Raw genomic sequence first — 25,762 nt, forward strand, 5'->3', positions numbered from 1 at the left:
TATCATTTGCTTTTTTTATTTCTTCGACATTAGCCGTATCTAAAAAAAATCTCATTTTATTTTTCTCCTTATATATATTGTGATAACACTTCTTTTTCACATTCATTAATAACTTTTATAATATTATTCTGGTTATTACATGATTCCAGCTTTTCAATCAGCTTTGCATCATTGACCATTCGCATTAATTTAACAATTGCAGGAATATGTTCTTTTTTATCTTTACTCGCTAAACAAAAGATAACCCTAACTTGTTTATTATCGAACCATACGGGTTCATCAGTTACAATCAGACTCATTGAACTTATTTTAACCGATGATGTGTTCCCACTATGAAATAACGCAAATTTACTATCTGTTACAGCATAAAACCCTGATTCCTTAATGACACTCATCAAGCCTTCATAATATTCAGATTTAATACATCCATGTTGTATTAAAATATCAGTTGAAAGTTTGATTGCATCTTTCCAATTGCTAAATGATTTAACATAACGAATACAATTTTCACCTAATAAATCACTTATATTATAGTATTTCTTAGGAATCCTAACATCTTTATAGCCAAGTTCTTCTTTAATTATTTCAAGTACTTTTTCACGCTCAGGAGAATTTAAAAATCCCAATCTTTTTTCAATTGCAATATAATTCGTTAAAACATTCTTTTTTCTAATTCCCACCGCTTCTAATTTATTATGATCATGATTATCAAAAATTGCATTTACAACAATCAAAGTTTTTTTACTGGGAGGATTAACTTTGACGTTGAAATAACAATATCTATTTGCTCCCATTTCTGATAATGCTCTAGATCATACGCTGGAATACTATCAATCACTTGAACCTGATATTCATTTCTTAGAGTATCTTTTAAAAGTGCTGTAGCGCCAAAACCTAAGCCACATATTAGTAAAATATTTTTATAGTCATTTGCTCTTAATCTTTGAATACTTGCAATAAAATGAATAGTAATATAAATTAATTCTTCTTGACTGATCTCTTGTAACGGTTGAATACTCAATACAATTGATTTTAAAACTTCAAATACATATTCATAACTTTGTGGAATCACTGTTTGACTTAACTCATAAACTCGAATATTATTTTTTATTCGTTCCAACATCGGTGCCACATGATTCAATAATCCTTTTATTAAAATCATATCCCGTAAAAAAAATACTCCTAACTCATCAGACATCATTGTCACAAGTTGAATTATAATATCTTCAGTCATTATTAAATCCAAATTGATATCAACCTCACCATATTTATTAGTATAACTAGAATAACTCATAATTAGTTTTTTTTGATTATCATCTAATTGTTTATTAATTATCATTTCCAGTTCTTGGAGTGAATAATCTTCTACATCAATTTTTTTAGGACAAGATGGCAATTGCTTCTCTTTTATAATATACCAGCAAGTAGTTAATATATTTGCTACATACCAATCAAACGAATCATCACTAAAAGTCCAACTCATCATTTTCATTTTATTAGTGATCCAGTCATAAATATGAAGAATATCAAAATTATAGATTCTATATAACAATTTCATTAATTCTAATTCAAATGTATTATATTCAGAAAGTTTATTACTAAATAAATAGATATATTTTTTTAACTCATTGACCCTTAAAGGATATCCCTTATGATCATCTTCAATTAAATGAAAATGACGATTATAGACTAGCGATAGACCATACTGATTAAATTCTTTAATAAGAGTATCCAAATCATTTTGAATTGAACGACGCGATACTTGAAATTTTTCACTTAACTTTTTAATATTTAGACTATGAACATCAAACATAATAATAAAACGTAATAATTGCATCCTCTCATCAGCTGAAAAAATAAATTCACTATCTTCTAATAAAATATTTAAATCTAAATCAATTGGGACAATTAATTGTCCTTTAGAACGCTTTTCAATTTCAGACAATCCTTTTAAACTCAAAGCATCGTTAATACAATCTATGTCGTAACGTACATTACGTTCTTTAAGATCTAAAGCATTGCCGATTTCTTTATAACTAGATTCTTTTTTTTGATTTAAAAATCTAATAATTTTAAACATTCTAGCACTAATCATCCCAATTTCCTCCGTTTATTTTTCTTCTTTTTCTGCTATATCTAAATTTGGCTTTGTAAAATGTAAGATTGCTGCGGATACTAATACTCCTACCAGCATCGCTAATACATACCATAATTTGCCATTGACTACTGGTAAAATAATCAAACCACCATGAGGAACTAATGCTTCGACTCCATTCATCATCCCTAGTGCCCCACCTACTGCACTACCAATAATAATTGCTGGTAAAACTCTTTTCATATCTTTTACCGCAAAAGGAATCGCTGCTTCAGTAATTCCAATCGTTCCCATGAATAATGCCGATATTCCTAAATTCTTATCATCTGCACTATATTTTTTACGATCAATAAAAGTAGATAAAGCTAATGCTAATGGCGGAATTGCACAAGCAATTCGATGAGCACCATTTGGAGCATAAACACCTTCTGCCATCAACGCAAGAGTAAATGCCGTTGCCGTCTTATTAATTGGTCCACCCATATCAACTGCTGTCATTGCACCAATGATTGCACCTAAGAGAACTGCATTTCCTCCTTGCATTCCACTTAAAAATTTAACAAGCCAGTCCATACAAGCTCCAATCGGAACAGAAATAACGTAAATATAGATAATTCCTAAAATAAATGTTGTAAAAATAGGAACAATTAAAATAGGCATGATTGTTTTAATCGTATTTGAAACTTTCCATGTTTTACACCAACGAACTAAATAACCAGTTGCTAACCCTAAAATCATTGCGCCTAAGAATCCTGTTTTAACCTCTGATTCACCAATTGGATTATTTGCTACATATCCTAAGATCATCCCTGGAGCTATCCCAGGTTTTCCAGCCAATGAATAAGCGATATACCCAGATAAAATTGGAATCATCATAGCAAAACCAGCTGATCCTAAATCATTTAAATTTTTCATGAAAGGATTAGTTACTTCCATTCCAGTATCCGTTGCTGTCCCTGTTGCTAAAGCAACCGCTAATAGAATCCCACCAACCACAACTGAAGGAAGCATATACGAAACCCCAGTATTAAAGGCTTTTTGAATATCTTTCCATACTTTATTATTTTTCATAACTTCTTCTCCTATAAGTTTTCTGCTTGATCTATAACCCTAACGGCATCTTTAATTACATCCCCAGGTTCGACTTGAATTACTTTACCAGCATCTTGTTTTTCTTCAAAACGTTCTTCACCATCGATCCCCACTGCAATTGCCAAAATAACAGCATCCGCTTCATCAATTTCCTCTTGTTCTAATTCGTTTTCAATCCCCATACTTCCTTGAGTTTCTACTTTTACTTCGTAACCACGATTACGACATTCTTTTTCAATTGCTTCTTGAGCCATGTACGTATGCGCAATACCGGTTGGGCATGCTGTAACTGCAACAATTTTCATATTCATTTCCTCCTATAATTGTTCATTGATTGCATTTAATGCACGATATGCATCTTCAACATCTTCTACTTCAATCAATTGCTTTCTAAAATTATCATCTAAAAGTCTTCTACTTAATAAAGAAATAAATTTAAGATGAATATTATTTTGATTATCTTGGGGCACGCCTATAAGGAAAATCAATTGGACTGATTGTTTCTCATCATGATTCCAATGAAATGCATCCTTTATTTGAACAAATCCAATAAAAGCACGATTAACAGTATGACTAATTCCATGAGGAATTGCAATTTGGTAACCAATTGAAGTTGAAGCCATTTCTTCTCGTTTATAAACCGCTTCTTTAAAATCTTTTTTACTATTAATTAAATCTAGTTTAATAGCCTGATCTGATAATAATTCAATAACATCATCTTTAGTCGATAAAGCTTGCTTTAAGAAGACCATTTCCTTATGAATTGCTTTTTCCTGCATAATCATTCCCCTTATCCTTTTTTACAAGCAAGCATCTTTGATGTTAATCCTTCCATATTAAAACATCTAACATGTTTTTGCATTTCTTCTTTTAGTTTTTCAATAACAAATCTTTTTCCATCAATTTTAATGCTTGCTAAGTTTTCATATAATTTATTAATTTCTAATGCTACTTTAGGTTTAGAATAAGTATAATGACCGCATAATTCTGTAATTTGTAATGTTGTTTGCTCATCTAAATTATCTAAATCCGACATATCTACTTCATCAGTAAGCCATTTTTTCCATTTCATTGAATGAATTGATTCATACTTAATAACATTTTCTAAATTTGATGGCTCTTTAATCATATTAAATTTAGCAAACTGTTTTTCTACTTCAATTAACTCTAATAAAGCCATCGTTTCAATCGTTCCAAAAGCTGGAGCAACATTCATTGCTGTGATATTTAAAGGTAAATGTGCTAGTAATTTAGCTTCACTTAAATAATCACCATTATGTTCCTTTAATCCTACTCCATATTTAGTTGATATTGCACTTAATTCTAAAGAATTTTCATAACTGAAATTCCCAACATTTTTAGTTAAACGTGTTAACGTTCCAGTTTGACCAACGATAAAAATTGGCATTGGTAAATCATGTTCTTGAGTATAAGATTCAATTCTTTGGATAAAATTTTCATAGCGATCCATCGAAGTTAAACCACCACTTGTTTCTTCTGTCCCTACTTCATATGCAATTTCACGTTCAATTCCATATTCTTTTCTAACTTGCTCACAATACTCAATTAATTCTATAGTACGATTAAAGACAACATCTATATCCACTACTTTACAATATTCATCAGGATCCTTAGTTGGATCAATATGTAATAAATCAAAACCATTTAAAATATCTTCTTTATATGACTCTTTGGCAATTGCCATAGCTTCATCTTCCGGTAAATGATCTGCTCTTTCTTTATCTCTTTGCCATGGTCCACCATGATCACGGCATAAATAATAGACATTATCATAATTAATTTCTTGCGCAATCTCTTCGATTTTTTCTTTGAATAACTTTTGATCACTGTTGAATACATATCCACCACCAAATTTATATGCATCAACTTGATTACGACTTGCAATATACATTAATGGAAAATCTTTTTCTTTTGAAATTTCTAAAGATGCCCGTAAAAAATTTTCAGACATAGGTCCAATCCCAAGTAATGTATGTTTTTCTCCTTTTGAATTAATTACATAATTAACTGCTTCTCTAATTGTAACTTTTTTATTCATTTTTATCTTCTCCTCATCATTTAGCAATTAATCAAATGTCGACTTTTGATTTATGAGATAGGTATTTGTTTCTATCTACACATATATCATATTCAATTAGTCACAATGACATAAGATAAAACAAATGAAAGAAAAAGTTACAAAAATTGCACCCTATTGTTGATTAAGAAAAAATAGAATTTAAACTCAACTAGAGCATAAATTCTATTTTTTTAAATCAGCATCGCTGCTAATAATAAATAATTAATTTTTCTTCATATAAAACTACTATCTTTTAATCTTGATGACATAATAATAGCGTACCTAATAACATATATTCTTGGAGATAATCAATTAAAACAATTTCAGGAATATAATCTTTAGGAATATATTTAGCTACCTCTTTTTTCAATTCTTCAATATTAGTAATTAAAAAACAACATATAACAATAATTTGCGGATCTAAAAAACTGATTATTGATGTAACAGTTTTAGCCATTGCTTCAATGGCTCCTTCTGGTGTTTGATGTAATTCTAAAACATCTTTTGAATATGATAATGGCAAATATTGTATTTCTCCAGCTACATGATGGTGTCCAGCAATCAAACGATCATTTACAATATGTCCTGCCCCTGAGTTCGAACTAACCGGTTGAAAAACAAATGACAGTGATGAACAGTTTTCTTTAGAACTATAATAGCCTAAAGCAATTGTATTAGCATCATTACTAAAAACAAATTTTTGCGAATATTTCAAAGTAAAATCATGAGTAATTGAAATTTTCTCTAGCCCCTTTATACTCATTGAGATAATCTGATCACCACGTATAATTCCCGGAGTCGATAATCCAATAACTTTAATATCTACATATTTAGCCAGCATGCTATCGATTACATCATAATAATCTTGGATTGATAAAGTAGGTTTGATAATTTCATTATTTTCTAAAATACTATTATTTTCATCATATAAACGGTACACAATATGAACACGATTACTATTCCTAATTAAAGCAAGACACAATGTTTTAACACCACTAGGCTGCATATTTTTAGCTTTCAACGGTTTATGCATTCCTTTTGCCAAGGTTCGTTTATAATTACGCTCCTCTTCAATAATCGATAACATCTTTTTTACATCATATTTAGCAAATATAGCAGGCGGGATATTTAAAACGATTTTATTTTTTAAAATCTCACATACCTTTGCATACATATATGAGATTTGTGGTGCCAACATAATCATGTCATAATCTTCACTAGCCTTATAAAGATTATTATAGCTAACCGCAGACACTTGAACATCGATATTAAGTAACTTTGTTATTTGATTGATCCGATCAGCAAAATAACCTGTCGTTAACCCACTAGTACAACAAAGTAAAACTTTTAAAGCTGGTTTATTTGTTAATTGCTTGATCGTTTCTAACATTTCATCAAATAATTGAATCGCATGTTTGATATTTTTAATTTGGAAATGGAGATAAAATTCAACTTCTTTTTTTATTAAATTTTCAACCGAAAATTCAACTATATTCATATTATAAAAATTAACCTGGCTAGTACTATATTTATTCTTAATAGCAATCGTTTTATAATCATCCGATAGACTTATAGCTAAATTTTTATTACTTTGCATTAAGATCCACTGTTTAAATACCTCTATATAAATTTCACTCAAGAATTCATCCATTTTTTCACTCCTTTATCTTCTAATGATTTTAATAGTCCCTGATTATACATACCTTTATTATATTATAAAATTCATAGAAAAGAGACCAATTGCCGTTATTCTGATAATAATTTTTCAATTTAATATAAAAAAAGGATAAAAAGAAATAAATTTCTTTTTAATCTCCAATTTAATCTTTATAAAAATCATAATTAAACATTAATTTTGGCAACTATTAAAAGAAACAAAGCTACCGCCTTGTTTCTCTTTATTCCTACATAACCGTGATAATCGACTTTCCAGCCGTTACTTCACCATATTTTTCTAATTTTAATGTTTTTCCTTTAGTATCTAGAAAAACAATCATAATTGTATAGTCAATATTTTCATTTCTTAAATAATTAAGATCTAGTTTAATAATTTTTTCACCAGCTCCAACTTTTTGATTTTTCTTTTTTAATATTGTAAATCCTTTTCCTTTTAAATTAACGGTATCTAGTCCAATATGAACCAAGATTTCAACACCGTCATCTCGTGTAATTCCAAAAGCATGACCAGTAGGAAATAATGTCGTTAATACTCCTGCGCAAGGGGCACAGACCTCTGACGAGGTCGGAACAATAGCAACCCCTTCTCCCATTACTTTTTTTGCAAATACATTGTCATCAACATATTCAAGATTAAAACTGACTCCATTTACAACTGCATATACATTATTTGTATTTTTTTGATTATTTTTTAATGATTTAAATATCTTTATCATAGTATTAACTCCTAAATTTGCTAATGACTATTTTGTTGGAAGTTTTTATTTTTTACTGGAACATCTTCAAATCCTGAGAAATAACTCACCACACTAGATACAACAAATGCCGCAATAATTGCGATAATGACGCCAATAATCGTTTCCCCATAAATAGGAAGTGCCAAAATACTAGGATTACCATAAGCAAATGCCTTTACTCCAAAAAATCCAGCAATACAACCGCCAACTGCACCACCAGCCATAACACCATACATTGGCTTTTTTAGACGCAGATTGATTCCGTAGATAGCCGGCTCTGATACCCCGGCTAGAATAGCCCCGACACCACTACTAATCGCTTGTGAACGTAATTCTGGATTCTTAGTTTTTAGTGCTACCCCAAAACAAGCTCCTCCCTCAGCAACATTATGAACAAATTGTGTTGGCCTTAAAAAACCTTCATAACCTAATGATGCAATACTTTGCATCATTACAGGGCCAAAAACAGTATGCATTCCTGACATTATTACAAATGGCAATACACCACCGAGAGCTCCAAGCGCAAATGGACCAATCGTACTTTGCATCCAAACTAAGAAATTAATAAAATATTCACCAGCAAAAAAACCAATTGGGCCTAATACAGTAAGGGTTAAAAGACTTGCAAGAACAAGCGTTAATCCACCAACAAAAATTCCTTTAAACATTCCCGGTAAATACTTATTCAAAAGCTTTTCAATATTTGCAACTGCTACAGTTGATAATATTGCTGGTAAAAAAGATGAAGCATAACTTGCTGAATAAGCTGTGAAGCCTAATATTTTTAAGGGCTCTTCTGCACTTAACATCCCAATAATATCTGGATGGATCAGTAGACAAGCTACTATCATTGAATAAATAGGTGTACTTCCTAATCTGATTGCTGCACCGTATGCTACAAAAACAGGCATAAAGTAGAAAGAAGTATTAACAATACCATTTATAACTAGATATGTTTGATTATCAACAATTTCCGGCCACGCTAATGAGGTTAGTACCAAAAATACTTTTATTAATCCAGCTACAGTAAGCCCAGGAATCATTGGTGTAACACATGCAGATAAGAAATTGAAAATATTTTTTATTCCTCTTTTCCAAATTGGCGAATCATCTTTTTCTTTAATATCTTCATCCAAAATTTCATCAATAATTTCTGCTACTTCAAAATTATAATTTTTAACTACTTGAGTAAATGTCGCAGATAAATTTTTCCCCATAATTATTTGAAATTGACCGGCACCAAAGGTTGAGCCCAACACTCCATCAATTTCATTAATCTTATCTTGATTAACTAGATTTTTATTTTTTAATACAAATCGTAATCTTGTAACACAGTGGGTTACATATTTAACATTATCCTGTCCGCCAATCGTTATAATGATTTGATCGGCTATTTCTTTATAATCCATATTATTCTCCTCTATATTATTCTTGAAATATGTACTAATAAATAAAATCGTTCCGCCTCTGATAGTACATAATCAAATTCTTCATTTAAATATCTTTCGATTGAATCTAACGTAATACCTATTTTTTTATTAATATCTGACTTAGCACTTATTATTAATTTTTCAAAATTCTCATCATCACTTTCACCCTTTATCACCCGCTGCATAAAAAATTTAAGATGAATCACTAGCCTAGAATAATACAGTGAATCTTCCTGTAGTTCAAGACCAAGATTAGCTTCAATTATATTTAAAATATCATCTATGCTCTTTAAAATACTCGTTGTTTTGCTTACATTATTATTAAACTCAGCATTAATTAAGTGAAATGCTATAGCACTTGCCTCTTTTTTATTTAAATTTATTTGATAATATCTATTAATCAAATCTAATGCTTTAAGGCCGACTTCATATTCTTCATGATAGAATCTTTTTATTTCTTCACTAACTAAACTATAACTACCATAACCCTTTAGATAATTTTTGGAAACAAAGTTAATATGGTCTGATAGCGATACTAATAATCCTTGATTAAAATTTCTATTTAAATCAGTTTTTGCCATATCTATAATTTCTTGGGTCAATTCAATACATTTAAATGGAATTTCATTCAGTAAGGCTTTAAATTGAATTTTCAATAAATTATTTTGTAACGTATAAAGCTTGTAATTTTCTTTCATTGTTATATAATCATTAACTTTATGATTAAATCCTACGCCATTACCGATAATAATTATTTCTGTTCCATTTTCTAATATTTCAATGGCATTATTATTTAAGATTTTATTAATTCTATAGTATTTATTTTTCATATCTAATCCTCTACATTTATTAAAATGTTAAATCAGACCCGTTTGTTTTAATTACCTTCTTATACCAATAAAATGAATCTTTTCTATAACGCTGTAATGATCCTTGTCCATAATCATTCATATCAACATATACAAAACCATAGCGTTTCTTCATTTGTCCACTAGCTAAAGATATTAGATCTGTACATCCCCACATAGTGTATCCAAAACATGGTACTTTATCAATGACAATAGCATCTCTCAATTGTTTTAAATGTTCAGCCACATATTTTATTCTGTAATAATCATGAATTTTTCCATTTTCTAAAATATCTACTGCTCCCATTCCATTTTCAATAACAAATAATGGTTTTTGATAACGATCATAAATTTCATTTAAACAATAGCGTATACCTAATGGATCTATTCCTGCACCCCATTGGGTCTTTTTTAAATACGGATTGGGTTCCCCACCCATATGATCAACTTTAGAACCAGCACTAACAATTGAAGAACGATAATAACTAAATGAAATAAAATCTAAAGTATGTTTTTTAATCAAGTTTCGATCTTCCTCACTTACTTTCAATTTGACATCTTTCTTATTAAAAATATCTTTTGTATAATTTGGATATGACCCGCGAGCCATTACATCAACGAAAAATAATGCTTCACGTCGCTTACAATAAGTGGCAAAAACATCTTCAGGATTACATGTAGCTGGATAAATTTCGCTTAATGCAAACATTGCTCCGAATTTTATGTCTCCCATAATTTTCTTTCCCTGACTAATTGCTTTAGCACTTGCTACAAACATATGATGAACTGCTTGATATCTCGTCTGACTATCTTGTTTATGGGTTCCCATTTGAGCGTACCCACCTAAATTATTTATTTCATTAAAAGTAATCCAATATCTTACTTTATCTTTAAATCGGTTAAATAGTGTTGTTGCATAATTTACATAGCATCCAATCGTTTCTCGCCCCGCCCAACCATCATATAATTCACATAAATGAAAGGGTACTTCATCATGACAAATTGTAATCATTGGTTCGATATTATATTTTAAAAGTTCATCAATTATCATTTCATAAAATTTCAAACCATCTTCATTTGCTTTTTCTTCATCACCATTTGGAAAAATTCGACTCCATGAAATAGAAAAACGATAAACTTTAAATCCCATTTCTGCAAACAAAGCAATATCTTCTTTCCAATGATGATAGAAATCAGTCGCTTGATGGCTCGGATAATATATATCATCATAAATATACGGTATAGCTCCATCGGGAATTGAGTCTCGATAATCAATACTCCCCCTCGTTCCATTATTTAATTTTAAAGTAATTTGTCTTTCTTTATCTATGTCACCAGCAGTTTCAAAATCATGACTCGATAAGCCTCTTCCTTTTTCTTTATATCCACCTTCATATTGAAAACAGGCTGTAGCACCTCCCCATAAGAAATCTTTTGGAAACCTGATCATTTTCTTACCTCTCTTCCTCTCTAATTTGCCAATATAAAAAGGGCAATACCAAAAAGAAGCTAAATTCTTTTTTGGTATTGCCCCTTGTTTTTCCCGGGTAACAAGCCATATTTAATTGACACTTATATTTTATCATATAATTTATTTTTTGCAAGGGCTTTCAAAAAATAAAACTATTTACAATATTTTGCTTATTAAAAGTAAAAGCACAAACACATAGGTAAAGAGACTAAGTAAAACAGCTCCAATGTATCTAATTATCAAAATACCAGTGAGAGTAAATATTCCTTTTTTGAATTTGGAATTTCTATCCTCATAATCATTAGAATAAAGTCAATCAAATAAATATCTAAAGCTATTGATGAAAACAATGTTTTAAAAAGATTTGATTCTAAAGTGATTTTCTCCATTTACAACATAGTCACTTATCACATAGATGCTACCAGCACCATAAAGATTGCTCCAATATTAAAAGTACTTAAATAAGTTACTGTCAAAGATGGCATTATCGCTTGAATAAACGGCAAAACAAACCTTCCAATGTTATATACAGAAGCATTTAACATAGAGACACCTTTCATTGTTTTGGAATCTCTTAATTTAACATGATAGCCAACAACCGCCATAATTATATTATTTAAAATTTCTAGAATAATAAAAAGCATGATATTTGATATCAATCGAATCTCACGGTTCCCGCAAGCAATGTCCATGGACATGTAATGTTTGTTATAAGTAAAGCAAGAACATACGAATCACTTTCTTTAATATATCCTCTTAATTTTATAAAACATGCTAAAAAGATAATCAAAATAAATACCATTGCTTGTTGTATTACTGACGTCATAAATTTTTATCTTCTATTCTTTTGTAATTAGTATGCTTATACTTGATGTATCGATTTTAATAATTCAATACCCGTTTTTGTTTTAAATATTTTTTCTATAAAATTTCTTATATCTTCAACGGAATAATTGCTGCTGTTTCAAGAGCTTTTAAGTCTTGCTGATTCAGTTTTACTAATTCACCAATGTTTTAGCATAAGCATGCACTTTTAAGAAATGTTTAATGTTATAGTTATTTCCATTAGCATATTTAATCATTTTATTTGCAATATTATAAATCATCACAATCCTTCTTAATCTAATAATTAATCCTAATAAAAGAATAATCTTCATATCTATTAAAATAAAGATTTTTTATATTCTCACTTATTTTCATTATTTAATAAAAAAAGCGCAACTAAATTACGCTCTAAACTTTTATATCTTTGATAGCAGTACGATTGTCTCAACATGACTAGTATGTGGGAACATGTCAACCGGATACATTACCTCACCACGATAGCCAATTTTTGCAAAATACTTGATGTCCCTTACCTGAGTACTTGGATCACAAGAAATATAAACAACTTGTTTAGGATTCAAGATTTTTACAGCATCCATAAATTCCTGCGTACTGCCACTGCGTGGGGGATCCATAATTACACAATCAACTTTTTGCTTCTGTTTAGCTAATTTAATCATAAAAGCAGAAGCATCATCATTAATAAATTTAATATTTTCAATCTTATTCATTTTAGCATTATTGATGGCATCTTTAACTGCATCTTTATTTAATTCCACACCAGTAACTTCCTTAGTTCTATTAGCTACAATCATTCCAATTGTCCCAATTCCACAATAAGCATCTATAATTCTTTCTTGACCTGTTAAATTCAATAAATCTAGAGCTTTAGAATACAGTAATTCACACTGTTGATGATTAATTTGATAAAATGATTTTGGCGAAATCTTAAACTTCAAACCACACAATTCATCAACTATAAATCCCTTACCATAAAGAATCTTTTCTTCATTACCTAAAACCACACTCGTTTTACGTTTATTTACATTTAATACAACCGTCTTAATACTTGGAAAATTTTTAATCAACTCATTACAAAAATTTTTGGATCCTTTAAATACATTATCATTGCAAACTAGTACTACCATTGTCTGATCAGTAACAAGAGCACGTCGAATTAATACATGACGCAATAATCCGCGATTACGATTTTCATCATAAATACTAACTCGATATCGTTTTAATAAGCTTTGAATCTTCTTAATAATCATATCACTGAGTTCTTCATGAAGAAGACAACGATCATAAGGAATAATCTTATGACTATCCTCCTCATAAAAGCCAAATTCATATCTATGATTAAAAGCAACAATTATTTTATTACGGTATTCATAAGGATGCCCCATTCCAATAGTATCCTTGACTTCATACATGTCTAATTTATTATCTTTTAACAGCTTCTTACAATAATCTGTTTTAATCTTTAATTGTCTCTGGTAATCAGTATTAATGTATTTACAGCTACCACATTTCTTCTCTATTAAACATTTCATTTTATCACCTAGCAACAGTATAACATAACTAAAGCAAAATACTAATCAATTCCTTCTCTCATTATTATTTCTTCATAAATAAAAACAAGGTATAGTTTGTTACCAAACTATACCTACTATTAATCTTCAGATATCTCTTCTTCAATGTGCCCTACTACTTGAAATGACTTATCAGTATACTGCATAATTTCAAATTTATTACCATCAGGATCATGCACCCACATTTGATAGGTATGTGATGGACCTTTAGAAATAGGTGTATCTATTGCAACTCCACATTCAACTAGTTCTCGATAAGTTTTTTCTATATCCTCAACCAATAACGCAAAGTGTGAATACCCCAGCCTCTGGTTCCACTCATCATGTGGCGCTTGTCCTTCATCCTTTGGAAATAGTTCAATAAACTGTCCAGGGGCAATTTCAATATAAACAATGATAATTCTGTTTGGATCAACTTCAGCTACTTCACTATATTTACCACGATTTAGTCCTTTATAAAGTCCCGCCCTTGTTACAATTTTAACTTTTAATCCTAACTTATTTTCATAAAAGTCTCTCATCACATCCATTTGATCAGTGAAAAAAGATACATGCATCAAGCTTTTAAATTCCATTTGTCTTCTCCTTTAATTATCATTTGTAAATACTATTTTTTCTTGATTTCTTGCCTCATTCATGACTTTAGCTACTATTAAACTTAATTCCAGCATCTTTTTAGCAAAATCATAATCATTATTATCAATGATTCTAATAAATTCAATAAATTCATAATATAAGCGATGTTCACAATCATCAACTCGATAAATTTCTTCAGTGCCATCGTTAAAAATAATTTGATATCCGGTCATCTGATTAACAGGTTTATCAATTTTAATAACCCCTTTATCACCTTGAATCGTTGAAATAATCGGTGCTTTGCAATCTTTAGCCCCTATACTTATCCCCTTAAACGAACCATAATCGTACATTAGAATACCACTTGTATCAATTTGATTCTCAATATTTGCCATATACCCAATACTTACTGGTTGACCAAATAAACTTATTATTGCATTAACATTATAAACATTGATATCCATCAAAGCTCCACCTGATTTATGATAATCAAATGCCGGTAAAATTGTTCCTTGTTTAAAAGCATCATATCGTGAAGAATATTGACTATAATTAAAATTCATGATTTTAATATTTCCAATTCTCTTTATATCTTCTTTCAATTTTTTAAAAGCAGGTAAATAATGGATATTAACTGCTTCTAAAATAATTAGATCGTTTTCTTGAGCAATTTCTTTTAATTCTTCCAATTCCTTAACATTTGAAGTAATAGGTTTTTCCATTATTACATGCTTACCTTTTAATAAAGCTTTTTTAGCAAAACTAAAATGTAAATGATTTGGCAAGGCAACATACACTGTATCGATTTCACTTCGCAACATTTCATCATAGTCATAATAACAATGATCTAGATGATATTGCTTAGCGAGAATAGTAGTCTCTTTCTTAGTTTGTTCAGTCCCTAAAATCGAAATTGATTCAATCTTTAACTTATTTATAGTTGTTAATAAGTCTTTAACAATCATCCCTGTTCCTAAAATACCTAATTTCATTTAATTTGCCTCCCTAATTATTTCTGTTAATTCCAATATCCTTTTTGTATCTTCCAAACTATGAAGTGCACTCTCAGTTTTATGAGCTCGTACATCATCAATAAAGCACTGAATCTCCATAGTCATATCATCTCCAATAATTGGATAATTGCGTTCAACCACAGTACCATCATTTTTTATGATTTTATAATCAATAATACGATTAAACATTGGAATCTCTATTTTTCCAAATTCACCTTCGATAATTGCTAAACGCTCTTTATTACGATCAATTGCCCCTTCCACAATCGCAGTACATTCATTATTAAAATTAATTTTTGCTTTAAAATACCATTCAACTCCAGCAACAATATCAATCTGTGAATTAACATTCTTTATATCTGAATCCACCAAAGCTAATACAAAACCAAGCAAATAACTTCCTACGTCATTCAGTGCCCCACCTTGATCAACGTTAAATAAATATGAGGTAGTTTGGTGAGCAGTAGCATCAAAACAAAAATTAGCTTCAATTTGTTTGATTTTACCAATCAATGATAAATCCTGTTTTAAATGTTCTAAACCAATATTAAATTTAGTCTTTAATGCTTCTAAGCAATATCCTTTTTCCGTATATACTTTTGTTTTAATCTCCTCAATATCTGCAACTGTCAATACCATTGGTTTTTCTGATAATACCGCAATATGATTATCAAGTGCTTTTAAGATCCATTCCTTATGATATTTATGAGGTAAGGCAATGTATACAGCATCAAGTTCTCGATCCTGTAATAATTCGTCATAATCTTGATATATTTTAACTTCTGGGTGAGCCTTTACATATTCATCATCACTTGTTAAGGAATGAGATGCAATTGCATAAATCTTTCCTTCGTCAGTGTATTCAATACTTTTAACAAATTTTCTTGCAATATTCCCAAATCCAATAATTCCAAAATTCATTGATTTTGCCTCCTTTTCCTTGTTATAACATAACTATTTATTATTTAAATATATTTATAATATTCTGGAAACAAAGTACTAAGAAAATAAAAAAAATACTGTGATTTTTGTACTTTTAGTACAATCACAATACTTTTATATAACCGTCATAATATAATTGACCCATAACCAGCTAATTGGCATAACAATAACCATTGCAGGAATCATATCCGCAATTGGAAATTCTTTAACCTTGATCATTCTAAATCCTGTAGCAATCATTAAAAAGCCACCACAAGCTTTAAAATCATTGATCATTGCTGGTGTAGTCAATGGAAAAATAAACTTTGCTGATAAAAATAAAATAAAAAAGATTACAAACTGCGGAATGGCAATTACAGATACCACATACCCTAAATTACAAGCAAAAATCGCAGCAGTAAAAAAATCAAGAATTGATTTAGAAATCAAAACTCCATTATCACCCGTCATTCCTGAAGTTAAGGAGCCATAAATTCCTGTTCCACTAGCACAAAATAACACAATAATAGTAATTAAAGTAGATTGAAACTCTTCCGAACTTAAATCACTACCATTATTTTTAAATATTTTGGCAATTGGCTTTTGCATTAAAATTGCTCCCTTATTGATCCAATCACTAAAGTGCAGTGATAATCCCACAATAGTTCCAATAATTATTGAAAAGATTACTGCCGGCATATTTTCCATTAATCCAATTGCATTGATTCCCATAGCCATAGCACAAATCCCAAAAATCAAGGTTATTTCTGTCTTAAGTCTATGACTTAATTTATGACCTAATAATGCACCAAATATTCCCCCTAATACAATTGATAAACTATTAATAATGACTCCTGTTGGCATTATTTTTCCCCCTTTATAATTTGAAAATTATTTCTCTAAAAGATTCCATTCACTCTCTTTATAAAGAATATCATTTTTATTAGATAATTGCCAATTAAAATAGTTTCTTGTCTTATTAAGAAAAAAAAGGACATAATTCTATAGGCTACAATATTTGAACCATAAAATACATGATGTTATAATATAAAGACAAAAAGGAGATGAACTATATGACAAAAGTAGATATTATATCTGGTTTCCTTGGAGCTGGTAAAACTACATTCATAAAAAAATTAATTAGTGATGTATATCCAGGAGAACAAATTGTCTTAATTGAAAATGAATTTGGTGAAATTGGAATTGATGGAACTTTTATGAATAATGCTGGAATTGAAGTAACTGAAATTAATTCAGGGTGTATTTGTTGCAGTCTAGTTGGTGACTTTGAAGCTTCATTAAAAGAAGTATTAGAAACATATCATCCTGATCGAATTATCATCGAACCTTCTGGTGTTGGAAAATTGTCAGATGTAATTAAAGCTGTTAGTGATGTACATAGTCATGAATTAGAACTTGATAATTATATTGCTGTTATCGATGCTAAAAAATGTCGATTATACACAAAGAATTTTGGAGAGTTTTTTAATAATCAAATCGAGTACGCCTCACTTATTATTTTAAGCCGAACTCAAGATATAACAGAATTTCAGCTAGATGAGTGTTTAAAAATTATTAAAGAACATAATAATCAAGCTAATGTCATTACAACCCCATGGGATCAGCTTACCAAAGAAATACTAATTAATGCCTTTAGTAATAGTGATAATCTTCGTGATGAATTGTTGGAACAATTAGATATTTGTCCTATATGTGCCCATCATCATGATCATCACCACGATCATGAACATCATCATGATCACGAACATCATCATGATCATAATTGTGAGTGTGGTCATGAGCACCATCATGCTGATGAAGTTTTCACCAGTTGGGGTAAACAGACACCTAAAAAATATTCTAAATCTCAATTAGAAAAAATCTTAAAAGAACTAAGTGACAGTTCCGCCTATGGAAATATTTTAAGAGCTAAAGGATATGTCGATAGTATTGAAGGTGATTGGTGGTATTTTGATTTAGTCCCTGGAGAATATGAAATTCGTATAGGAAAACCTGACTTTACAGGTCGAATTTGTGTCATTGGCGAAAAATTAGATAAAATAAAATTAGATAGATTATTCGATGAGGTCGCTTAATGGAAACAAGAGTATATATTTTCGCAGGCTTTCTAGATAGTGGTAAAACCTCATTTATTAATGATACTTTAATGAATCCTGACTTTTATAGTGAAGAAGACACCTTATTAATTAGTTTTGAAGAAGGTGAAGTTGCCTATAATGATATTTATTTAAAAAAATCTAATACTTCATTGGTAACATTAGATTTTGAAAATTTTACCACCTATGATCTAAAACATTTAGAATTAGAATATCGTCCTACTCAAATCATGATTGAAGCTAATGGAATGATGGACCTGAATATTTTTGTAAAAGAAACGATTCCTGAAAACTGGAAAGTGGTCCAAGTATTAACAACTTTTGATACTACTACTTTTTCAATGTATTTAAATAATATGCGTTCTCTTGTATATAGTCAGGTTGTCTTTAGTGATCTTGTTATTTTTAATCGCTACGATCCAAATATTAAAAAATCCATGTTAAGAAATAATATTAAAGCGATTAACAGTAATGCTCAAATCATTTATGAATTAGCTAACGGCACTATAGATACAATGAATCCTGAAGAAGAATTACCATTTGATATTAATAAAGAACATTTAGATATACAAGATCATGATTTTGGAATCTTTTGTATGGACGCTATGGATCATCCTGATAAATATAATGGTAAAACAGTCAAAATTAAAGGTAAGTTTATCGGTCTAGATCGTGTCATTGAAGATGGTTTTGTCCTAGGGCGTCAAGCTATGGTATGCTGTGAAGAAGATACCTCATTGATTGGGCTTGTCTGTATTAGTAAGCTAGCAAATAAATTGATTCCTGAAGAATGGATCGTTGTTGAAGGAAAAATTACAGTTGATTATGATCCGGAATATCAAATGAATGTTCCTATATTAACAGTGGAGCACCTCGATGTAGTCCCTCCATTAAAAAACCAATATGTGACATTTGATTAAAAATAAAGATGCCTGCTTTATTATAAAAAAGCAGACATCTTTATTATTTTCCAAGTTTTTCAACTATTTGAACTACTAATTCTTGACCATTCATCTGACCATAAACGAATGGATCAATTACTTCGATCGGTTTTTCTGGCAATAATTCCTTAACTCGATACAAATCATGTTTTATTTGAGGAGCAATAAAAATATAATCAGCATATTTCCCCAATTCATTAATTTTTAAGATTGGATAAGCATATACTTCATAATTATACCCCTCTTGACTAATATACCTTTTCATACAATTAACTAAAATACTTGTTGAAACTCCCTGTGCACAAAAGATATATATCCGCTTCATTATTCAGCCTGCAAATTATTTTCTTCATCAAGACATTTCTTATCGTATACTTTGATGAATGGATACCAAATAAGGCCAGATACAATGAACATTACAACAAAGATAAGCACCGCACGCCAATCTAAAGTACACAAGTATTGGAAAAACGGCATCGGAATATTAGAACTAGCAGCAATTACAGCTTTACCCATAATGCCAAAATTCATACAGCACCAAATTATTCCCATATTGATTGTGTAAAAAGCAATCCATGGAATTCCTAAAATTGGATTAAACATAATTGGAGCTCCATATTGAATTGGTTCCGCAATATTAAAAATTGCTGGAACAATCGATATTTTCCCCATTGATCTTAATCGCTCACTTTTACATTTTAAGAATAATAGAGGAATTATGTAACAAAATACTCCAGACATTTGGAACATTGGTAAAGTGAATATTTTTGTAGCAGTTTCTCCGGCTGCATAAGCAGCAGCATTAGCACCTGTATTGGCAATCAATAACGGAAGAATTATTCCAGATACAACATTAAACCCATGTACTCCCAAGAATTGTAAAAATGCAATAATAAATGCCATCAACATACAGAACCATAATGATTCAGAACCTTGAATCGCCGGTGTTAATAAACTCATTATCCAAGACGGTAATAGCATCCCTGTGAAATTTTGACAAAGTAAAGATAATCCATAGAAACCAGCAACGATCAAGCACATCGGAATAATCGCATCAAATGAAGCAGCTACTGCTGGAGGAACACTATCAGGTAATTTAATTTGAATATTACGTCTCTTTAGTAATTGCATGATTTCCACGGTTACCAAAGCAACAAAAATTGCTAAAAAGATTCCTTGTGATCCTAGATAAGTTGCATCCATATTATTATCAACAATTGGTGCTGCCAAAACAATAAATGATAACAGCGATACAATCGGCGCTTGTAATAAATCAAGTTTATATGTTCGTGCATGGTAATAAGCGATAGCGCATACTGCAATGACTCCAAATAAACCGAAAACCATATTATACGGGAATAAAATTGCATCCTTTATCGTCTCACTATAACTAGGTATGAATGGAAATATATCTGGTAATGCTGAAATAAGCTGGAAAATACTCCCAAAAATCGTTAATGGCATTATTGCCATTAATCCAAAACTAATCGATTGCAAATGCCTTTGTGTTGCTAACTTATTGCCCACTTCAATAAGTTTATCTTGTAATTTTTTCATTTTATTTTCCTCCTATATATTTGCTGCAATAAAATACGCATCATTAGTTGCTCCAACTACTTGTCCTAACTTTTCACAATCACCAAACATCATCGTTTCATCAGCTATTCCATACAATTTAAAAGCTTCCTCACGATTTGGTTTCATTCCAACAGCAATTATGGCATTATCACATTTAATAATAGATTCGCCATTTTTATTTATTATTTTAACTCCGCTTTCACTAAATCCTAAGCATTGACTATTTATTAAAATGGTCAACTGTTTTTCAAATCGTTTTAACAAACGCCTTAATCCTGCTCGATATAAAATATGCCCTTGACTAGCTATTTGGTCAGTCATTTCTATTACTGTTACTAATTTTCCACGTTCTAATAACTCTACTGCTAACTCTATTCCAACTTGTCCTCCGCCGACAATACAAACATTATCTTTTAAAGAATCCAATTTAGGATAAACGTTTTCAAAATAATCAACATATTCTAATTGTTCCCCTGGGAAATGGAGGCGAATTGGTGAAGCTCCAATGGCAACAAGCACCACATCACCATTTAGTTGCTCTAATAAATTTTTAGTAGCGGTCGTTTTATACATAACTTGAATATCTCGCTTGTTAATTTGGTTTTCTAGATAATCTCGATATGCTTTTAATTCCTGTTTATGCATTTCATGTTGGGCCAAATTTAATTGTCCCCCCAATTTATCACGTTGTTCAATCAAAATAACTTGATGTCCCCGATCATGTGCAGTTATTGCAGCTTTACAACCAGCAGGACCACCACCAACGACAATCACTTTTTTAATAATCTCACTTTTTTCTAACTTTAATGGTACCCGATGTTCCCGACGATATCGAGGGTTTACAGAGCATTGTACATTTGTATGTTCTGTAGCACTATGATAGCATTGTAAACAGCGAATACATGGTACAATATCATCGATTTGCCCCTGCATTGCCTTTCGTGGTAAAAATGGATCTGCGACTAGAGGTCTACCCATTGAAATAATATCAACTACACCTTCTTGTAATAATTGCTCAGCTTCTTTTGGCGTCATTATTGAACCAATTACACCGACTAGTTTATTAGGAAAGTTTTGTTTAACTAATTTTGCCCAATGAACATTAGTTAGATGCGGTTCAAAAATACTTTGACAATGTTTCCCATTAACACTATACCAAGCTTCCAATCCTAATTCAGGCTCTATTATTTGCTCTTCTGGAAAATATCCTGGAATCATATCCATCCCAGCTGATACATTGATCAAATCAACATCATCTTCGATTCTTTTTAATAATTCCAACATTTCTTCAAATTGGTAAGACCCTTTTAAATAATCACTCGCTCCTAACAATATAACAATTGGAAAGTCTGTGCCAACAGCATTACGAATCGTTTTAACGTGCTCTATTGTAAAGCGCATACGATTTTCTAACGAACCCCCATATTCATCTGTTCTTTTATTAAATACTGGAGATAAAAACTGGGTTGTTAATTCTTCATATCCAACGTACAAATAGATAAAATCAAAACCAAATCGTTTGATTGCCAATGCATCATTTCTTGCCTGTTTCATAATTTCCTGAATATCTTCAAGCGTTAATTCAACTGCACGAGCGCCACTTCTTGTTAAATATGGTGATGGTGCTAAAACCTGCTTACCATCATAATGAGCTCGAATATCATTAGCTGCATCTTGTTTTAGTCGTGGTACACACCAAGTTCCAACCTTAGCCCCATACTGACGGGCTACTGAAATAGATTCACGAATACCATCGCGATCATGTTTTGGAAATTCACCATTGTCATTAGCCGCAGATTCAATTGATACAAAAGTCATTGCTGCTCCACCTACAGACTTATCTATAATACTAACATTTCCATAGTGAGTCGTAGATAATAATTCATGGCTCTTGGGAATCCCCATCGTTGATGCAATAATTCTATTTTTCAACATCATTGTATTAACTCTTAATGGTTGAAATAAATGTGGATAATACTGATTCATTTTCTAACTCCTCCTTGCTCTCTTATTGTATGTCAAATAACTTTTGCTTCCAAACCAGCTTTTGCCACGATCATGGCAAAAGCTGAATCACAATTTTAAGATTTCTATCAAGAAGTTTGTTATAATATGATAAAGGAGTGATTATTTTGCTTGAACTTACCTCTAGACAATTTTTAATTATTCGTCTATTACAAAAAAATACCGTTCCACTAAGTGCTAATACGCTATCAAGATTACTAGATATTAGTCCTAGAACACTTAGAAACGATATTTTTCAAATTAATAAAAATATTGAGGATTTTCATATTTCTTCATCCAAAAATGGCTATCAATTAACTTTATTAAGCGAAAATGCCCATATGCTTATAAATGATATTAAAATATCCGAACAATCAAAGTCTACCAATATAATTTTACAATATCTGCTTAATCACCCATCATGTCACTTATTAGAGTTATCAGAAAATTGTTATATGAGTGAATCCAGTGTTGCTCGCTGTATTAAAACAATCAAACCGCTTTTAAACAAATATCATCTAACAGTTGAACGAAAAAATGATATTTTTTCGTTACATGGTAGTGAATATGATAAAAGAGCTCTTTTTGCTCATTTAATTGGGATTGAAGCTTCACAACCAATAACTAGCCTACAACACTTTCAACAGTATTTTCAAGATTTTCATCTTTCTGAAATAGAAGCTATAATCGACTCTGTTTTAAAGAAATATAATATTCGAGTTGACGATATTCACTATCAAAATCTTGTGATGAATACATCTATCACGCTTCAAAGAATTTTTGTTGGAAGCGACATCGAACCCCTGCCGTTTTCATACTCCTTATCTAATGACGAAATTATTTGCCAGCTGTCCAAAGACCTATGTCATAACCTAGAAGAATATTTTAATCTTCATTTTGCTCAAACAGATAATGAATATATGCAAGTCCTTTGTATTGGCTCGATTAAAATAAACGAAGAAAATTATGAAACCCAAATTTTATATAATGATTATAGTTTTGTTTATAAAATTAAAGAAATTCTCGATGATCTTGTTGAACACTTTTCATTGCAACTTAATTATCAAATGTCTTTAAATCATTTTGCTTTACATATTCATCGTTTATTTTTTAGAAATCATTCTTCGCTTTACTTTCAAAATGACTTCCATAATAACCTTAAAAATACCCATCCTTTCATTTATGAGTTAGCTGTTTATTTTGCCTATAAATTTCAAGAAAGTTTCAATATTACAGTGAATATTAACGAAATTGGCCTATTGGCAATTCATTTAGGTTTAATGATTCAATCCAATGAAGAAAATAAACAATATTTAAAAGCACTATGTATTTGTCCAAAGTATAATGATTTACGAAAGCATTTTGCCAATCAATTTTTATTAAACTTTGGTGATAATGTACAATTAATTAGTTTTATTTCTTCTAAAAAGAATATTCAAGACTATCATTTTGATTTTTTGATTTCTACTATTAATGACTATGAAAGCCCCGATTGTATGGTAATCAGCCCCTTGCTATTATCACAAGATATTGATAAATTGAATCTTAAAATCAATCTATTAAAAGAGAAAAAGAAAAAAGATCTGCTAAAAAAGGAATTATCTAAATACATTGATCCTAAACTCTTTTTTAGAAATGTTGATTTTACATGTAAAAAGGATGCTATTTTATTTTTATGCAGTCAAATGTTAAAACATGGTGATGCTAAAACAGATTTTGTTGATAGTGTATTTGAACGCGAAAAAATATCAACAACTTCATTTTTTAATAAATTTGCAGTTCCTCATGCAATTCATTTTGGTGATGTAAAAACCCGAATTACTTTTTTATTGAATGACAAAGCAATTCCTTGGGGTGATACCTCCGTTCATTTAGTCATGCTTATTTCAATAAATGAAAAAGACATAATGACTTTCAATACAATCTATTCTTCAATTATTGATCTTTTATTAGATGATGAGTCTTTTGATGAAATGTTGAAAATCAAAACATTTGATGAATTATCAGTTTATTTAGAAAATCATGTTTAAAAAAGTTGTAATGCTTTATTCATTACAACTTTTTAATCTTTATGCAAAGATATTTCATTTATTAAAATATTATGTTCCCGATGATTTGAATCCACAAAATTAACTGTACCATTTTCATTCAACTTAGTAAATGTAACTAAACCATAATCTTGAAATTCAACCTGTTTATCCTTTAAATAAGCAATATCATTAGCATAATCAAGAATTTTATCATACGAACCTTGCTGATAAAGACTATAGTATATCTTAAAATATGTTAACATTGCTATCATTAGTGATTTAACTTGATATGTCTGGCCAGTTTTCATCTTCATTGAAGCATAATCACCGTTTATTGAATTAACATTTAATCCAACTCCAACTACAACCCCTTCTAAATCAGTTTGATAGATTGCCTCTACTAAGATTCCACAAATCTTTAAATCATCAACATAAATATCATTGGGCCACTTAATTTTAGCTTTTATTCCATAACGATCTAGTAACCCCGCCACACTACAAGCAACTAGCTGTGTCATTTTATGAAGGTCTTGAGGTTTTTTAAAATCTTTTACCAAAATACTCATCAGCAAGTCATCACCATTCTTACTTTGCCAAACGTGTCCATTCCGACCCCGACCATTTGTTTGATAATTACAACGAACTACACTTAGATTAGGAAGTTTATTTAAATTACGTTTTACGTAATCATTTGTAGAATCGACTTCGTCTAATTCAATATAACTCATAATATCA

General features: G+C 30.3%; 25 protein-coding genes. 3 read left to right on the forward strand and 22 right to left on the reverse strand.

The window, feature by feature from the left end:
- Positions 1-68 precede the first annotated feature (68 nt).
- From KTF99_RS17205 to KTF99_RS10775, 18 genes are all read right to left on the reverse strand, one after another.
- On the reverse strand, positions 69-734 hold the full coding sequence (locus KTF99_RS17205; RefSeq protein WP_254210137.1) for a PTS sugar transporter subunit IIA: 666 nt from the start codon (positions 732-734) through the stop codon (positions 69-71).
- Entirely contained in the window at positions 731-2,095 is a 1,365-nt protein-coding gene (locus KTF99_RS10695) for a BglG family transcription antiterminator (protein WP_254210138.1), read from the reverse strand. The genes KTF99_RS17205 and KTF99_RS10695 overlap by 4 nt, the downstream gene beginning before the upstream one ends.
- Positions 2,096-2,110: 15 nt before the next feature.
- A complete protein-coding gene (locus KTF99_RS10700) occupies positions 2,111-3,166 on the reverse strand; it encodes a PTS fructose transporter subunit IIC (protein ID WP_003538894.1) in 1,056 nt (351 codons plus the stop codon).
- 11 nt (positions 3,167-3,177) lie between these two features.
- Complete coding sequence (locus KTF99_RS10705; RefSeq protein WP_009299511.1) at positions 3,178-3,492, reverse strand: PTS fructose transporter subunit IIB; 315 nt, start codon at positions 3,490-3,492, stop codon at positions 3,178-3,180.
- Positions 3,493-3,504: 12 nt separating this feature from the next.
- Positions 3,505-3,966 (reverse strand): PTS sugar transporter subunit IIA, encoded by a 462-nt coding sequence (locus KTF99_RS10710; protein WP_226814587.1) that lies wholly within the window; start codon positions 3,964-3,966, stop codon positions 3,505-3,507.
- Between the two features lie 11 nt (positions 3,967-3,977).
- Positions 3,978-5,246, reverse strand: a complete 1,269-nt coding sequence (locus KTF99_RS10715; protein ID WP_009008670.1) for a class II D-tagatose-bisphosphate aldolase non-catalytic subunit — start codon at positions 5,244-5,246, stop codon at positions 3,978-3,980.
- 274 nt (positions 5,247-5,520) lie between these two features.
- Positions 5,521-6,918, reverse strand: coding sequence for an ROK family protein (locus tag KTF99_RS10720; RefSeq protein ID WP_029481758.1), 1,398 nt, complete (start codon positions 6,916-6,918; stop codon positions 5,521-5,523).
- A gap of 253 nt (positions 6,919-7,171) precedes the next feature.
- Positions 7,172-7,660, reverse strand: a complete 489-nt coding sequence (locus KTF99_RS10725) for a PTS sugar transporter subunit IIA (RefSeq protein ID WP_029481760.1) — start codon at positions 7,658-7,660, stop codon at positions 7,172-7,174.
- A gap of 20 nt (positions 7,661-7,680) precedes the next feature.
- Positions 7,681-9,090: a PTS transporter subunit EIIC gene (locus tag KTF99_RS10730; protein WP_009299510.1), complete on the reverse strand. Its 1,410-nt coding sequence runs from the start codon at positions 9,088-9,090 to the stop codon at positions 7,681-7,683.
- 11 nt (positions 9,091-9,101) lie between these two features.
- The gene (locus KTF99_RS10735; protein WP_029481762.1) at positions 9,102-9,941 is read right to left on the reverse strand and encodes a PRD domain-containing protein; all 840 of its coding nucleotides are present in this window, start codon (positions 9,939-9,941) and stop codon (positions 9,102-9,104) included.
- Positions 9,942-9,960: 19 nt separating this feature from the next.
- On the reverse strand, positions 9,961-11,409 hold the full coding sequence (locus KTF99_RS10740; RefSeq protein WP_195992304.1) for a glycoside hydrolase family 1 protein: 1,449 nt from the start codon (positions 11,407-11,409) through the stop codon (positions 9,961-9,963).
- A 428-nt stretch (positions 11,410-11,837) separates the two neighbouring features.
- Entirely contained in the window at positions 11,838-12,074 is a 237-nt protein-coding gene (locus KTF99_RS10745) for a hypothetical protein (protein WP_009008667.1), read from the reverse strand.
- An 11-nt stretch (positions 12,075-12,085) separates the two neighbouring features.
- On the reverse strand, positions 12,086-12,256 hold the full coding sequence (locus tag KTF99_RS10750; RefSeq protein ID WP_003538917.1) for a hypothetical protein: 171 nt from the start codon (positions 12,254-12,256) through the stop codon (positions 12,086-12,088).
- A 415-nt stretch (positions 12,257-12,671) separates the two neighbouring features.
- Positions 12,672-13,808, reverse strand: a complete 1,137-nt coding sequence (gene rlmD, locus KTF99_RS10755) for a 23S rRNA (uracil(1939)-C(5))-methyltransferase RlmD (RefSeq protein ID WP_008792237.1) — start codon at positions 13,806-13,808, stop codon at positions 12,672-12,674.
- 119 nt (positions 13,809-13,927) lie between these two features.
- On the reverse strand, positions 13,928-14,422 hold the full coding sequence (locus tag KTF99_RS10760) for a VOC family protein (protein ID WP_008792238.1): 495 nt from the start codon (positions 14,420-14,422) through the stop codon (positions 13,928-13,930).
- 12 nt (positions 14,423-14,434) lie between these two features.
- A complete protein-coding gene (locus tag KTF99_RS10765; protein ID WP_003538925.1) occupies positions 14,435-15,415 on the reverse strand; it encodes a Gfo/Idh/MocA family protein in 981 nt (326 codons plus the stop codon).
- Complete coding sequence (locus KTF99_RS10770; protein WP_003538927.1) at positions 15,416-16,357, reverse strand: Gfo/Idh/MocA family protein; 942 nt, start codon at positions 16,355-16,357, stop codon at positions 15,416-15,418.
- Positions 16,358-16,492: 135 nt separating this feature from the next.
- Positions 16,493-17,221, reverse strand: coding sequence for a DUF554 domain-containing protein (locus KTF99_RS10775; RefSeq protein WP_008792240.1), 729 nt, complete (start codon positions 17,219-17,221; stop codon positions 16,493-16,495).
- Between the two features lie 209 nt (positions 17,222-17,430).
- Here KTF99_RS10775 and KTF99_RS10780 point away from each other — a divergent pair, with 209 nt between their 5' ends.
- Together KTF99_RS10780 and KTF99_RS10785 are read left to right on the forward strand one after the other, a co-directional pair.
- Positions 17,431-18,453, forward strand: coding sequence for a CobW family GTP-binding protein (locus KTF99_RS10780; protein WP_029481769.1), 1,023 nt, complete (start codon positions 17,431-17,433; stop codon positions 18,451-18,453).
- Positions 18,453-19,394 (forward strand): TIGR03943 family putative permease subunit, encoded by a 942-nt coding sequence (locus KTF99_RS10785; protein WP_008792242.1) that lies wholly within the window; start codon positions 18,453-18,455, stop codon positions 19,392-19,394. Before KTF99_RS10780 ends, KTF99_RS10785 begins: the two co-directional genes overlap by 1 nt.
- Before the next feature lie 43 nt (positions 19,395-19,437).
- Here the strand turns inward: KTF99_RS10785 and KTF99_RS10790 are convergent, their stop codons facing one another.
- The 3 genes from KTF99_RS10790 to KTF99_RS10800 are packed head-to-tail and all read right to left on the reverse strand — an operon-like array spanning position 19,438 to position 22,979.
- Positions 19,438-19,740 carry a hypothetical protein gene (locus tag KTF99_RS10790; RefSeq protein ID WP_003538933.1) on the reverse strand — a complete coding sequence of 101 codons (303 nt, stop codon included), beginning with the start codon at positions 19,738-19,740 and terminating at the stop codon, positions 19,438-19,440.
- The gene (locus KTF99_RS10795) at positions 19,740-20,972 is read right to left on the reverse strand and encodes a PTS sugar transporter subunit IIC (RefSeq protein ID WP_003538934.1); all 1,233 of its coding nucleotides are present in this window, start codon (positions 20,970-20,972) and stop codon (positions 19,740-19,742) included. Before KTF99_RS10795 ends, KTF99_RS10790 begins: the two co-directional genes overlap by 1 nt.
- Positions 20,973-20,984: 12 nt before the next feature.
- Positions 20,985-22,979, reverse strand: coding sequence for an oxidoreductase (locus tag KTF99_RS10800; protein ID WP_217215563.1), 1,995 nt, complete (start codon positions 22,977-22,979; stop codon positions 20,985-20,987).
- Positions 22,980-23,116: 137 nt separating this feature from the next.
- On the opposite strand from KTF99_RS10800, the gene KTF99_RS10805 reads away from it, so the two are divergent.
- The gene (locus KTF99_RS10805; protein ID WP_029481771.1) at positions 23,117-25,027 is read left to right on the forward strand and encodes a PTS sugar transporter subunit IIA; all 1,911 of its coding nucleotides are present in this window, start codon (positions 23,117-23,119) and stop codon (positions 25,025-25,027) included.
- Positions 25,028-25,059: 32 nt separating this feature from the next.
- Here KTF99_RS10805 and KTF99_RS10810 read toward each other — a convergent pair whose 3' ends face one another.
- Positions 25,060-25,755 (reverse strand): biotin--[acetyl-CoA-carboxylase] ligase, encoded by a 696-nt coding sequence (locus tag KTF99_RS10810; protein ID WP_003538941.1) that lies wholly within the window; start codon positions 25,753-25,755, stop codon positions 25,060-25,062.
- Between the last annotated feature and the right edge of the window lie 7 nt (positions 25,756-25,762).

Origin of the sequence: Erysipelatoclostridium sp. MSK.7.34, assembly GCF_019041935.1 — a bacterium.
In the GTDB taxonomy this organism is placed as follows: Bacteria; Bacillota_I; Bacilli_A; order Erysipelotrichales; family Coprobacillaceae; genus Thomasclavelia; species Thomasclavelia ramosa.